The sequence below is a fragment of the Streptomyces sp. NBC_00425 genome (assembly GCF_036030735.1).
Classification (GTDB): domain Bacteria; phylum Actinomycetota; class Actinomycetes; order Streptomycetales; family Streptomycetaceae; genus Streptomyces.
This window is the reverse complement of sequence record NZ_CP107928.1, coordinates 9,768,843-9,782,181: the sequence shown is the minus strand read 5'-3', so window position 1 is coordinate 9,782,181 and position 13,339 is coordinate 9,768,843. Positions and strand designations below refer to the sequence as shown.

The 13,339-nt window shown below is 69.7% G+C and carries 13 protein-coding genes; 8 read left to right on the top strand and 5 right to left on the bottom strand.

The genetic code is table 11. The features are described 5' to 3' along the window. Positions 1-102 precede the first annotated feature (102 nt). The 3 genes from OHS82_RS43190 to OHS82_RS43180 all read left to right on the top strand — a co-directional run bounded on the left by OHS82_RS43190 (position 103) and on the right by OHS82_RS43180 (position 3,315). Positions 103-1,113, top strand: coding sequence for a ferredoxin reductase (locus tag OHS82_RS43190; protein ID WP_328435997.1), 1,011 nt, complete (start codon positions 103-105; stop codon positions 1,111-1,113). A gap of 7 nt (positions 1,114-1,120) precedes the next feature. Further along, positions 1,121-2,248 carry a fatty acid desaturase family protein gene (locus OHS82_RS43185; protein ID WP_328432891.1) on the top strand — a complete coding sequence of 376 codons (1,128 nt, stop codon included), beginning with the start codon at positions 1,121-1,123 and terminating at the stop codon, positions 2,246-2,248. A 137-nt stretch (positions 2,249-2,385) separates the two neighbouring features. Then, a complete protein-coding gene (locus OHS82_RS43180) occupies positions 2,386-3,315 on the top strand; it encodes an ADP-ribosylglycohydrolase family protein (protein WP_328435998.1) in 930 nt (309 codons plus the stop codon). 511 nt (positions 3,316-3,826) lie between these two features. Here OHS82_RS43180 and OHS82_RS43175 read toward each other — a convergent pair. Continuing rightward, the gene (locus OHS82_RS43175) at positions 3,827-4,558 is read right to left on the bottom strand and encodes a DUF7873 family protein (protein WP_057578400.1); all 732 of its coding nucleotides are present in this window, start codon (positions 4,556-4,558) and stop codon (positions 3,827-3,829) included. Between the two features lie 307 nt (positions 4,559-4,865). Next, positions 4,866-5,264: a VOC family protein gene (locus OHS82_RS43170; protein WP_057578469.1), complete on the bottom strand. Its 399-nt coding sequence runs from the start codon at positions 5,262-5,264 to the stop codon at positions 4,866-4,868. 93 nt (positions 5,265-5,357) lie between these two features. Here OHS82_RS43170 and OHS82_RS43165 point away from each other — a divergent pair, with 93 nt between their 5' ends. Next, positions 5,358-6,347: a helix-turn-helix transcriptional regulator gene (locus OHS82_RS43165; RefSeq protein WP_057578402.1), complete on the top strand. Its 990-nt coding sequence runs from the start codon at positions 5,358-5,360 to the stop codon at positions 6,345-6,347. Positions 6,348-6,918: 571 nt separating this feature from the next. On the opposite strand, the gene OHS82_RS43160 is transcribed toward OHS82_RS43165, so the two are convergent. Beyond that, the gene (locus tag OHS82_RS43160; protein ID WP_328432892.1) at positions 6,919-7,581 is read right to left on the bottom strand and encodes a S8 family serine peptidase; all 663 of its coding nucleotides are present in this window, start codon (positions 7,579-7,581) and stop codon (positions 6,919-6,921) included. 577 nt (positions 7,582-8,158) lie between these two features. Here OHS82_RS43160 and OHS82_RS43155 point away from each other — a divergent pair. The 3 genes from OHS82_RS43155 to OHS82_RS43145 are packed head-to-tail and all read left to right on the top strand — an operon-like array spanning position 8,159 to position 10,487. Further along, a complete protein-coding gene (locus OHS82_RS43155; protein WP_328432893.1) occupies positions 8,159-9,169 on the top strand; it encodes a DUF6192 family protein in 1,011 nt (336 codons plus the stop codon). 3 nt (positions 9,170-9,172) lie between these two features. Further along, positions 9,173-9,586 (top strand): hypothetical protein, encoded by a 414-nt coding sequence (locus OHS82_RS43150; RefSeq protein ID WP_328432894.1) that lies wholly within the window; start codon positions 9,173-9,175, stop codon positions 9,584-9,586. A gap of 37 nt (positions 9,587-9,623) precedes the next feature. Continuing rightward, positions 9,624-10,487, top strand: coding sequence for an IS5 family transposase (locus tag OHS82_RS43145; RefSeq protein WP_328432895.1), 864 nt, complete (start codon positions 9,624-9,626; stop codon positions 10,485-10,487). Here OHS82_RS43145 and OHS82_RS43140 read toward each other — a convergent pair whose 3' ends face one another. Continuing rightward, positions 10,488-11,690 (bottom strand): MFS transporter, encoded by a 1,203-nt coding sequence (locus OHS82_RS43140; RefSeq protein WP_328432896.1) that lies wholly within the window; start codon positions 11,688-11,690, stop codon positions 10,488-10,490. Between the two features lie 38 nt (positions 11,691-11,728). Between OHS82_RS43140 and OHS82_RS43135 the strand changes: the two genes are divergently transcribed. Beyond that, positions 11,729-12,325, top strand: a complete 597-nt coding sequence (locus OHS82_RS43135; RefSeq protein WP_055634467.1) for a CGNR zinc finger domain-containing protein — start codon at positions 11,729-11,731, stop codon at positions 12,323-12,325. Between the two features lie 28 nt (positions 12,326-12,353). Here the strand turns inward: OHS82_RS43135 and OHS82_RS43130 are convergent, their stop codons facing one another. Continuing rightward, positions 12,354-13,043 carry a S8 family serine peptidase gene (locus OHS82_RS43130; protein ID WP_328432897.1) on the bottom strand — a complete coding sequence of 230 codons (690 nt, stop codon included), beginning with the start codon at positions 13,041-13,043 and terminating at the stop codon, positions 12,354-12,356. Positions 13,044-13,339: the final 296 nt, after the last annotated feature.

Genomic DNA, 13,339 nt, shown 5'->3' with positions numbered 1-13,339 from the left:
GCAGATTTACGTCCTGCGGTCAGGACTTTACGCCCTGCGGCGCAGCAAGCTGGAGTCATGACGAGTGCAGCGCTCCGCAGCAGGGCGTGGAAACTGCTGGAGATGGTCACGACGCCGCTGCTGCCGTCGGACTACCTCGACCTGGTCAGCCCGCTGCGTGCGGGCGCTGACCTGCGTGGGCGCATCGAGGCGGTGCACCCCGAGACGGGTGACGCCGCGACTGTCGTGATCAGGCCGGGACGGGGCTGGCGCGGCCACACGGCCGGTCAGTACGTGCGGATCGGGGTCGACGTCGACGGGGTGCGCCTGTGGCGTGCCTACTCCATCACCTCGCCGACAAGCCGTGAGGACGGCCGCGTCACGATCACCGTGAAGGCGATCCCGGACGGCAAGGTCAGCAACCATCTGGTCCGCAGGGCGAGACCGGGCACGCTGATCCAGCTCGACCAGGCGACCGGTGACTTCGTGCTGCCGCAGGCCAAGCCGGCCAAGGTGCTCTATCTGACGGCCGGCAGCGGCATCACGCCGGTGATGGGCATGCTGCGCGACACCGGGTTCGACGACGTCGTCATGGTCCACTGCGCGCCACGGCCGCACGACGTGATCTTCCGCGACGAGCTGCACGGCCTGGCCGCGGAGGGGAAGCTGCGTCTCACCGAGGTGCACACCGACACGGACGGCGTGCTCGACATCGCCCGTCTCGACGAACTCGTGCCCGACTGGGCCGAGCGCGAGACCTGGGCCTGCGGGCCCGCGGGCCTGCTCGACGCCGCCGAACAGCACTGGAGCGAGCACGGCGTCGAGAAGCGCCTGCACACCGAGCGCTTCCGCCCGAGCATCGTCGTCGCCGGCGACGGCGGCGAGGTCACGTTCAGCGCCTCCGGCAAGACGGTCGACGCGGACGGCGCCACGCCGTTGCTGGACGTCGGCGAGGAGGCCGGCGTGCTCATGCCCTCCGGGTGCCGCATGGGCATCTGCTTCGGCTGCATCACGCCGCTCAAGGCGGGCGCCGTCCGCGACCTGCGCACCGGCGAGATCACCGAGGCCGAGCCCGGCGTCCTCATCCAGACCTGTGTGTCCGCCGCTGCGGGCCCCTGCGACATCGAACGGTAGGAGCACCTTGACCGCCATCGACCCCACCGCCCACCTGAGCGCGGAGCAGATCGAGGAGCTCGGCCGCGAGCTGGACGCGATCCGCGACGAGGTGATCGCCGGCCGCGGCGAGAAGGACGCCGCCTACATCCGCAAGGTCATCTCGGCGCAGCGCAAGCTCGAGCTGGTCAGCCGGGGCGTGCTGCTGTTCTCGCTCTTCCCGCCGGCGTGGCTGATCGGCACCGCCGGGCTGTCCGTGGCGAAGATCATGGACAACATGGAGATCGGCCACAACATCCTGCACGGCCAGTGGGACTGGATGCGGGACCCGAAGATCCACTCCACCACCTGGGAGTGGGATCACGTCTCGCCGTCCGAGCAGTGGAAGCACTCGCACAACGAGCTGCACCACACGTACACCAACGTGATCGGCAAGGACAACGACCTCGGCTACGGCATCATGCGCGTCGACGAGGACCAGAAGTGGCACCCCTTCCACCTCGGCCAGCCGCTGTGGAACTTCCTCAACGCCTGCTTCTTCGAGTACGGCATCGCCGCGTACGACCTGGAGCTCGGCAAGAACCTGCACAAGCGCCGCCGGGGGAACCCGGAGTTCCGGGCGCGGGCCCGGGCCGTGGGCCGCAAGATCCGGGGGCAGGTCCTCAAGGACTACGTGATCCACCCGCTGCTGTCGGGGCCGTCGTTCCTGCCCACGCTCGCCGCCACGTTCACCGCGAACCTGGTCCGCAACGTCTGGACCCACTCGGTGATCATGTGCGGGCACTTCCCCGAGGGCGTGCAGGTCTTCGAGCGCCGGTCGATCAGGGGCGAGACGCGCGGCCAGTGGTACCTGCGCCAGATGATGGGCTCGGCGAACATCAGCGGCAGCAAGGCCATGCACTTCATGACCGGCAACCTCTCGCACCAGATCGAGCACCACCTGTTCCCGGACCTGCCGAGCAACCGGTACGCCGAGGTCGCGGTGAAGGTGCGCGCGCTGTTCGAGAAGTACGAGCTGGAGTACGTCACCGGGCCGCTGCCCAAGCAGGTGTTCTCCGCGTGGCACAAGGTCTTCCGGCTCTCGCTGCCGAACAAGAAGAAGCCCGCAGTCAAGACGCCGGACCGTGAGCGGGAGCAGGAGCTCGTCGCCGCCTGATTGCCGGTATGCGGTCGGTCGTTCAGATCGTCCGGCCGGACGCGACGGCGCGGGACCATAGGGCCGCGGCCGTCTGCGCGGCGCCTATAGGGCCGCGGCCGTCTGCGCGGCGCAGATAACCTGCGCGGATGCAGCGGATGCAGCGGATGCAGCGGGCCGCCGGCGTGATCGTCGGCTCAGCGGTGGGTGACGCCCTGGGCGGCCCCTTCGAGTTCGGCCCCCGGGGAGCCTTCTCCGCGCGGTTCCCCTCCCCCGGCTCGGGTGGCGAGATGTGCGGAGGCGGCGGCTGGGATCCCGGCGAGGCGACCGACGACACGCAGATGGCCGTCCTGGTCGCGGAGTCCCTGCTCGAGCGGGGCGGTCTGGATCTGCCGGACGTCTTCGCCCGCTTCCAGCGGTGGGCGGCATCAGAGCCCAAGGACATCGGCCTGCAGACCGAAGACGTCCTGACCAACGGCATGCCCTGGGATCTCGCCGCCGCGATCCATTCCCAGGTCAACCGGAGAGCAGCCGGAAACGGCTCCCTGATGCGGGCGTCGACCTCCGCGGTCCACTTCGCAGCCGCCGGCCGGGAAGCCACCATGGACGCGGCCCGGCGCATCGCCGCCCTCACCCACGGCGACCGCGCGGCCTGGGAAGGCACCGCGATCTTCCACGAGCTCATTCGCGTCGCGTTCGAGGGCAGCGACCCCCTCGCGGCGCTTCCGGACATCCTGGCTCACGTCCACCCCGACCACCGTGATCGCTACGCCACCGTCCTCGCGGCCGACTGGCACCCCGACCAGGCGACCGAGTTCAACGGCGCCGTCTGGCCCTGCCTGGGCTCCGCCGTCTGGGCCCTGCGGACCACCTCCGGCTTCGAGGACGCGATGCGCGCGGCGATCGACCTCGGCGGTGACACGGACACCGTCGCCGCGGTGACCGGAGGCCTCGCGGGGGCGTACTACGGGCTGGACGCCGTCCCCGACCGCTGGACCCGGCCGCTGCACGTTCCCCTCCCCGGATTCGACGGACGGGTGCTGCACCTGGAAGATCTGCTCCATCTTGCGCACCGGCTCGGAGGCTGACCCGGGTGCTGCCGCGCACTCTCCACCGGCCCCGGCCCTCAGCCGCCGTCGCCCGACCGGTGGCTCCGCGAAGAGGACGACTCCCTCGCGTCGCACAGCACAAGCCGCGGGCCGGAACGTGACGGAGCCCGGAAGCATGTCCAGCTCCCGGGCTCCAGCTTGCCACCCATTTGCGCACACCGACGGCGTTTAAGAACCGCGGGTCATGTTGAGATCGACGTGTTCTGCCTTTGAACTACAGCGCCACGAGAGAGGCGCCGAGGGGACTTGAACCCCCATCCGTCGATGTTCGCCCACGCTCGGTCGATCCGGTGTTCGGCGGCGAATACTGAGACTGGAGCGAGAATCTGAGTTTCACGGGGCCGCCTCTGCCAGGCTTGGGCCACCCCCGCACGTGGTGCGGGGAGAGGGATTCGAACCCCCAACTGACACCCCTTCATCAGCTTCAACATCAGTTTCAGCTTGCGCTCATCGCGCACCCTCCGCTCGCGACGGAGGGCGTGTGTGGAGGCTACCGGAACAGGTAGCCGAATACCGCGTCGCCGACCCGCTGGTCGGTGACCTCGGTGTTGTTCGCCTCCTCGCGGGCGAACTTGACGGACTGCTGGAGCTTCTCAACACGGTCGAGGAGCTCGTTGACCCGCCGGGCCGGCAGCGCGCCGGAGAACTTCACCGTGGTCCAGTAACCGACCGGGACGTCCTCGTAGTACACCTCGACCTGCGCCGGGTGCTTCTCCGTGGCCTCGGCCTTCACGTGGTTGCGCGGAACCTTCTTCGTGCGGATGGTCCGCACCGGGTCCGTCTTCCACGAGTCCGTCGAGGGGTCCAGGTTCCAGGACTCGGAGGCGTCGAGCACTGGCAGCTTGCGCACGAAGGTGTGCAGGTCGGTGAGTTGCTTCTCCAGGAACAACAGGTAGGGGACGGGCACCTGGGGCAACAGCACCGTACCGTCGACCACCACGTCCGCGGCCGCGGACCGGTTCGCCCAGTCCTTCGTCGCGGTCACGTCGAAGAGCCGCGTCAGCGTCCCGGCGGTCGCCCGCAGAGCGTCCTCGGCCTTGATCTGCACCCGCGTGGACTCGGGCGGCAGCTGCTCGCCCTCCTCGTCCTTGGGCTGGTAGGTCCGGGAGATGCCGGCCAGCAGGGCGGGCTTCTGCACGTCCTGGTGAGCCTGGGTGAGCTCCTGAAGGGCCTTGGACTTGACGCCCTTTTCGACTGCGATGATCTGGTTCAGCTTCGGCACACGGCGAACCTAACAACCCCGCGCCGCACGCACATCCGATTAAACGCCTGCCCCGTCATTTCCGCCTGAGAGGGCGGGGCGGCGAGTGTGAGCCCGGACCGGGGCGCGAAGGTCACCGACCCTGCTTCCGCAGCGACGTGTGCGATCGGACGTCCGGCGTCGACCCGCAGGCAGAGGCGCAGCCGTCCTTCGGGGGCCGGCGGTGCGCTGCGGTGTCCTCTGCTGGTGGCGCTGCTGGACTCGGCGGCCGCGGCTCCGCGGGAGCCCTGGGGTCTCGGGGCTCCCGCGTGAGCGGCTGTGCGTGGTGTCAGCGTGCGAACTTTTCGATGGCCGCCGGGGTGACGGGGGTGAAGAAGTTGACGAGGTTGCCGTCGGGGTCGCGCAACAGCAGCGAGCGGTTGCCCCAGGGCATCGTGGTGGGCTCGTTGACGAAGTCGGTGACGAAGCCGGTCAGGTTCTGGTGAACGCGGTCCACGTCGTCGACGAGGAACTCGGTGATCACGCTGTGGTTGTCCGCCGGGCGGGCAGAGCCCGGGGCGAACAGCGGGACCGTGCGGGTGCCGGCGATCGCGAGGGTCGCGCCCGCGGTCCTGAGTTCGGCGAAGTCCTCGGTGACCCGTGTCGCCTGCATCCCTGTGGCTCGCTCGTAGAACTCGACGAGGCGTGCGACGTCGCTGGTGATGATGCGGATCGAGACGAAGTCCATGGGAATCTCCTTGGCCGTGCTGGGGGCGTACATGTCGCAGGCTAGGAGAAATAGGGGACAGAATCGGTCCTGTATTCGCGTTAGGCTGCGAACATGCCACGACCCACCGGCCGCGTACTGACGCTCCTGGAGCTGCTGCAGTCGGGCGGCACCCGGACTGTGGCCGAGCTCGCCGACCGTCTCGGCGTCGAAGGGCGCACGGTGCGGCGGTATGTGGGCCAGCTGATCGACCTGGACGTGCCCGTGGAGTCGGTGCGCGGCCGCTACGGCGGGTACCGGCTGGCTCCCGGGTACCGGTTGCCTCCGCTCATGCTCAGCGACGACGAGGCGCTGGCCGTGCTGCTCGGTCTGGTCGCCGGCCGCCGGGCGGGGCTGACGACGGCGGAGCGCACGGCGAACGAGACGGCGTCGGCGAAGATCCGGCGGGTGCTGCCCCAGCACATCGCGCGCCGGCTCGACGCCCTCCTGGAAGCTCTCGCCTTCACGGATCAGCCCGGCGAGCTGGATCACCCGGGCACCGGGCTCCTGCTCACCGTCGCCGATGCGGTGCGCCACCGTCGGCCGGTCTCGATCCGCTACACCGACCGCGACGGACGGCGCAGCGAACGCACCCTGCACGCGTACGGGATCGTCGCCCATGCGGGCCGGTGGTACGTCACGGGCAAGGACGCCCAGGTCGGCGAGGACCGGACCTTCCGGCTCGATCGCATCGCGGACGCGAGGACCCTGCCCGGCTCATTCGAAGCGCCCGTGGGTGCCGATCCGGCGCAGCGCGTGTTGTCAGGGTTCGCCACGGCCGAGTACCAGCACGAGGTGACCTTGCGGATCCACGGGACAGTCGAGCAGATCCGCGCGCACCTGCCCGCCGGCGTCGCGAGCCTGGAGGAGCACGAGCCCGCGGCCGGCCAGGACGCGGCGGCCGAGCGCTGGCTGCGCGTCGAGCTGCGGGCGCAGCGGCTCGACTGGTTGCCTCGGACACTCGCCTCACTCGACCGGCCGTTTGTCATCGAGCGGCCCGCTGAACTGCGCGACCTCGTCATCGCGCTCGCCGATCGCCTCACGTCCTGCGCCCGCCGAGCCTGACGGCGAGGAACCCATGTCTTGAGACGGCACGGCCGGGGAGGTGATCGACGCGATCGCGTTCACGTGGCGTACCGGGATGCCGTGGACGGGATCCGGACCGGGGGGGGGAAGGTCGTGCTGCGGGGCCGTGGGCGTGGCCGGCCCGCGGGTCGGCCACGCCGGCGGCCGTTCAGGTCAGGGGCACAGGCCGCGGTCTCATGATGGTGTTCCCCCTGCTGGTCTCACGACGGGACGGCCGGTCGGCGCCGCCCACGCACAGTGAGACCGCACAGGGCCGCCGACCGTTGTGGGCTTCCTTGTCGCGGCCCTGTCGCTGCTGTCACCACAGCCGTTACACCAACTGCGTGTCGTCCGGCCGTACTTGTGTCCCTCGCCGGGCTGGTCCGTCCGTTCGGCCGACGGGTTCGTCCTCTGCGACGGGCAGGACGGCGAGTATCCGGATGAGGACGCCGTCCCCGTCCACAGGACGAGGAGCCGGCCTGGGGCTGCAGTCCTCGCCCGGTCGCTCGCCGGCCCCGATCGGCCGGCCCGACGTGGTCCCGGGCACACGGCCGGGCACGGGACCGCGTCGTCAGGAGACCTTGTCGGCGGTGTTCGTGCGCGAGCAGCGGAGGGCGGTCTGCCAGTAGCAGGCGACCTGGACGAGTCCGTAGCGGTACTCGGTGCCGGTGCCGGCGATGGGCAGCGAGTCCCGGCCGAGTGTCCGCCGGATGTCACCGACGGCACCCCGGCAGTGTCCGGATGTCAGGCACAGCGCTGTCGCGGCGGAGACGAAGGGCGTGGCCATGCTCGTGCCGTCTTCGAAGCCGTAGTCTTCGCCCGGGGGCGTGGGGTGGGTGGGGAGGGTGGAGAGAATGCCGGCGCCGGGGGCCGCGATGTCGACCCAGGATGCTCCGTGGTTGGAGAAGCCGGCCTTCTGGTTGAACACGGTGGTGGCGGCCACGCTGATTGCTTCCGGGTAGGCAGCCGGGTAGTTCGGGGCGGTGGTGCCGTCGTTGCCCGCGGCGGCCACCAGGGTGACGCCTGCCCGGTCGGCCAGGCGGATCGCCTGGTGGAGCAGGAGGCTGTCCGGGGTCCTCAGACTCAGGTTGGCGACCCGGATGTTGTGGGCCTTGGCGTTCTGGACGAGCCAGTTCAGTCCGGCGATGAGGTCGGAGTTGAGCAGTGAGCCGTCGTCCTTGATGACTTTGACGTTCCACAGCCGGGTGCCGGGTGCGGCGCCTTCCGCTCCCACGCTGTTGTTGAGTAGGTGTTTTTGATCCCTGGCCGTGAGGTGGCTACGCCTGGATGATCTGAGTCGTGGGGGTTGGCGGGACGGCTCGGCGGTATTGCCGGGAGTGCGGTGATCCGCTTCCGCAGACGATGGCGGCGGAGGCGGTGTTCTGCTCGGGGCGGTGCAGGTCACGACGGTGGCGGAGGCTTCAGCAGACTCGCCAGCGGGTCATGGCGATGCAGCGGGGAGAGCAGGCGGAGTGCCCGGTCTGCGGGCGGTCGTGGACGGTAGGAGTGGAGCGGTCAAAGGCGGCGGTGTACTGCTCGGACCGTTGCCGGGTACGGGCCTGCCGCCAGCGGCGGGCGTCACGGAACGGCGTAACGGAAACGCCATAGCCGAACGCCTCGCCAACACCTCCAACACCCCAGGATTTGCAAGGTAGTTGGGAGCGACTGCCGAGCGCTTCGAGCGCCCCTGGTTCACGCCCTGCCCCGGCGTGTCGCGCGCGCGTCACGGTGGACAGTGACCGGGGCCGGCGCCCCTTTGATCGGTCCCGTCGTGGCGGCTGGGCCGGACCCGGGCGAGGACGGTGGTCATCATGACCGACGTGACCGACCGAATCGGGAACGTCACCCGGCAGCGTTACGAACAGCTCGTCACCCGGGCGAAGGAACTGATCGCGCAGATCGCCCGCTCGCAATTTGCCCTCGGTGACATGGCGTTGGAGATTGAGCCGATGAGGGCGGTGGGCGGGTCGATGCCGAACGGCACGGACGACCTGTTCACCGTGACGGAGTCGTTGCAGATGTTCGCGGACGACATCGGGGTGGAGCGCCGGACGGTGGAGGACTGGCGCTACACCGCCAACCGGTGGCCGGCCAAGCGCCGCAGGGAGGGCGTGTCGTTCACTGTTCATCGCATCCTCGCGTCGGTCGTGGACGAGGACGAGCGGTGGGCGGCGATCGAGGACGCGCCGTTCAACCCGCGCACGGGGGCGAGGCAGTGGACGCCGGACGGCGCGAAGCGGGCCGTCGGCCAGCGGGTCGACCGGCCGGTCACGGTGGATGAGAAGGTCCAGGCCGTGGCCGACCTGACCCGTGATGACGAGGTCGCCGCCCAGGTCGCCACCGACCTGCTGAAGCGGCCGGCGGTCACCGAGCACGTCACTCCGGCCGAACGGGTGCGGGTCGTCACGGAGCTGACCCGGGACGACACCGTCGCGCAGGAGGTCACCAGCAGTCTGCTGCGCCGCCCGGATGTCGCCCGGAAGACGATGCGGGACGACACCACCCGGATGCTCGTCAACCGCGCCCAGTTCGACAACTCCAACGAGACACGTGACAGGATCCGGGAGCGCACCCCGGCCGTCCGCGCGATCGAGCACACCATCGAGTACCTCGACCTGGTCGGCTCCTGCCACAACTTCGTAGCCACCCTGGGCCGCCTGGTCCCGCAGCTGCGGGGGCAGGAGTTCACCGAGGACGAACGTGAGACCGTCCGCCGGCAGATCGGCCGGGTCCGCGCCGCGGCGGACTGGCTCGAAGGAGCCCTCGACAACGGCGAGTTCACCCTTGATGAGCAGCTGGTCCAGCTGCTCAAGGGCGAGTAGGCCATGCCGCGACGCCGGGAGGCCCGGCCGCTGTCCGAGCACTACGGCGACCTGGTCCGCGTCGCCCTGATGGAAGCACGCCCCGCCGGCCTGCACACCTACCAGCTCATGGCCGCCACCCGCCTGACCCGCTCGCAGATCGGCCGCGGCATCCGGCACGTCCGCGACGTCGTCGCCGCGGAGAACCTGACGCCGATCACATGGACACGCCGCGACGGGTTCATGTTCTCCGACGACCCCGCGGACTGGATCGAGTACGACAAGCGGCAATTCCGGCAGATCCTCGGCCGCCTCACCCGGGTGATCACGGGCACGCTCGATCCGCACCTGGCCCGCTACCCCGACGACGAATGGGCCCAGCTCGCCACCGCCCAACTCACCGGCGTCCGCGCCACTCTTGCCCAGCTCTCCAAATAGCCTCTGCCCACCGCCGATCACCCCTGCTGAGCCCTCCATGCCCGCTGTCCCCCGTCGCCGCCGCTACCCGTCCGACACCTCCGTCGCCGAATGGGCACTGCTGGAACCCCTGCTGCCCGTCCCGGCCTGCCAGACCAAGACCGGCGGGCATCCGGAGAAGTGGCCCCGGCGGGAGATCGTCGACGGCATCCGCTACATCGTCGACAACGGCGCGAAGTGGCGGGCCCTGCCTGCGGATTTCCCTCCGTGGGAGACGGTTTACGGGTTTTTCTGGCGGTGGAACCGGGCCGGGGTCGTCACTTACATCCGTGACCAGCTCCGCCGCCGAATTCGTACCGGCAAGGGCCGCTGCCCGCACCCGGTCACGCTGATCGTCGACTCCCAGTCGGTCAAGGGCGCCTCCACCGTTGGCAGGAACAGCCGTGGCTACGACGCCGCGAAGAAGATCAACGGCCGCAAGCGACATATCACCGTGGACACCCTCGGCCTGCCCGTGATGATCACGGTGACGCCCGCCGATATCCAGGACCGCGACGCCGCCCGCGACGTGTTCTGGCGCTTGCGCCTCACTCAGCCGCAGATCACCCAGGTCTGGGCCGACCGCGGCTACGCCGGTGAACTTGTGGGCTGGGCCCGCGAACGCCTCTGGCTCAGCCTCCGCATCGTCTCCCGGCCCAAAGGGGCCAAGGGCTTCGTCGTCCTGCCCCGCCGCTGGAAAGTCGAGCGCACGATCGGCTGGTGCATGAACGCCCGCCGCAACGCGCGCGACTACGAACGCCTTCCCCAGCACTCCGAAGCCCACCTGAACTGGGCACTCATCACCATGATGACCCGGCGCCTCACCCGAAAGAGCCCCCGCACCAGCCAGTGGACCAAGAAGCCTCCGGCAGCCCGCGCCTGATCAATCCGATCTCGCACGGTCCTCGGACGGGGTGGCAGATGCCGACGGGACAGCGAAGAATCCCAGTGCGGCGAGGACTGCCACGCTCGCTGCGAGCGCCAAGGTGCCTGGAAGGGACCGGGTCGCGACCGGTCCGGCAACCGCCGCCCCCAGGGCGAATCCGGTGATCTTCAAGCTGGCGCCGGTGGTGAATATCTGCCCGCGCAGTCGTTCAGGGGCCTCCCGGTGGCGGACTGCGAACAAGGCAGCCAATTGAGGTCCCTCACCGATCCCGGCGATGAGTACGGCCACGATGAGCACGGCTGGTTGACCCCATATGGCCAAGGACAACGCGGCAGCCTGGACAAGGGCACTGACCCAGATAACCGTGTCGGGGGCGACCACACGTGGAAACCGCGCGAGTACGGCGTTGGCCATCATCGCGGAGATCGCCGTGCAGGAGAGCAGCACCGCGCCGCGGCCGGCTCCGCCCAGGACGCGCTCGCCCAGGAGCGGAATACAGGCCGCCAGCATGCCCTGAGCAAAGCACGAGAGGACCGAGGTGAGGGTCGCTCGGGCCAATGACGGTCTCCCGACGACGACTCGCAGACCAGCAGCGAGATCACTGACCACTGAGCTTGCCTGAGCACCCTGCGTCCGGCCGGAACGGGCGGGCAGCATCCAGGCAGCGGGCAGCGCCAAGCCGATGAGCACCGCGGAGACCACCACGGCCGTCGAGGCCCCCAGCGTCTCCGCAACGCCCCCTGCGAGAGCCGGACCGGCCAGACTCGCCACGCTGAACGTCATGGCATCGAGCGCGTTTGCCCGGGGCAGGCGGTCGCCCAGCACCACACGGGGCAGCTGGGCCGTCCATCCGCCCGACAGGGCCGGCCCCAGCAGCCCCGCCACCACAGCGATCACGATGGTGACACCGAACGGCAAGCGGCCCAGTCCCGCGAGAATCATCCCCAGCCCCGCCGCATACAGGACGAGGGCCCCGGTCAGCAGGCGTCCCGGCCGTCCGGCTCTGTCAAGGAGCGCTCCGAGCACCGGCCCACCCACCGCAGCAGAGATCGTGATGCCCGCGAGCAGCGACGACGCGTCGACGGCCGATCCGGCCAGGGCGAATGCTGCCAGCATCAGCGACGGTCCCGACATCTCGTCCCCCGCACGAGCTGCCACTGCTCCAGCGAGATAGAAGCGGAGTGAGTAACGCTTTGTCATCGACAAGACGTTACGGAGGTAACTCAAAACTCAGCAAGATGCGTTACATTCCGCAGGTGTCCTTCAACAGCGACGACTGGTCCACTCGGCACTCCGTGCTGACCACGGCTCGGCGCACCGCCGCCCTGATCAACGCCCTCGCTGACGAGCACCCTGACCCAATCGCCGTCGCCGGCGTGCTTCGTGCATACGGTGAGGCTGACCCCATCGAACTCACGACTCGGGATGTTGCCGGGATGCGCGCAGCCGCTGACCTACTGCGGCAAGTCTTCGCGGCCGAGCACGCGGACGGCGCCGCGGCCACCCTCAACCGCCTTCTCTTGGACCACACCGGACCGCTCCGCCTGACCTCGCACGGCGGCAACACCCCCTGGCATCCTCACCTGGACCACGACGACAACGCCGCCTGGGACGAGTGGCTCCTCGCCTCCTCCTGCATGGCCCTGACCGTCCTCGTCTGGGACCGCCAACGCCCGCCGGGAAGGATCTGCGCCTCAACTAGCTGCCAGAACGTCTTCATCGCCCAAGGCAGCGGCCCGGAGCGCCGTTACTGCTCCCGCCGATGCGCCACCCGCGAACGAGTCGCAACCCACCGGCACTCCCACTCCATCGAACAATCGAACGAAACCAAGTAGGGGACTCGGATCAGAGCCCCACGAGGCATCACTCGACGAGCTGCTCGCCAACGCGGCATCGGGTTGAAAAACACCTACTGAGTGCCTGGACGATGCCTGCGACGTGTGTCCCGTGACCGTAGAAGTCGTCCGCAGTGGCCGCGCCGGAGAAGTTCACGCTCCCGGCGACCCGGAGATCGGGGTGGTTGACGTCGATGCCGGTGTCCAGCACGGCGACCCCGACCCGGGCCGGGGAGGGCAGGGTGAAGCCGCGCTCGCCGCCGGCCACGGCACCGATCCGAAACAGGCCCCACTGCCCGGCCAGCAAGGGGTCGCCCGCATGCAGGACGCCGCCCTGCCCGGGCCTGCCCGTCCGCTGCTGCGGCGGCTTCGGCGCCGGACCGGCAACGGGCTCGGGCACGGATCCCTGCTCGTCACGTTCGACTGCGGCGACCTGGGGATCGGCGCGGATGGACGCGATCTGCTCCGCGGTCGCCTCCAGGGCGTAGCCCTTGAGGACCAGCCCGTCCGCGGCCGCGTTGTAGACGTGCCGGAGTCTGCTCCGGCCGTCGCGCGCCAGGCCTTTCGTCTGCTCCTCTGCGACCTTGCCCGGATCGGTGACGGTGTCCTTCAGCTGCACGATCCACCGCTGCGCCGGTGCGGGCTCGGCTGCCTGCGCAGGGCCGGTCACGGCCGCGGTGGCCGCGATCGCCGACAGCACGGCGCACGCGGCCAGCATCCTGTGGACGGATGTTCTTCCTGACAGTCCCACTCGATCCTCCGATAGACCCGGCAACCAAACCCGACAAGATAAGACATTAGGTATTTCGGAGCGTGTCCTCCTTGCCCTGGTAGACCAGACGTGCGTCAGCCGGCCGGAAATCCCACGACCGGGCGCAGGGCTCAGGAGCGCGCGTGGGCCACCAGCGGGCCTGGCCCGGCAGGCACAGGTCGGCGAACCGGCGCCGCCAGGCGCGCGTACTGCTCGGCGTGCCGCGCCTCTCGCGGCACGGCGGCGTCCCGGCCTGAGGCCGG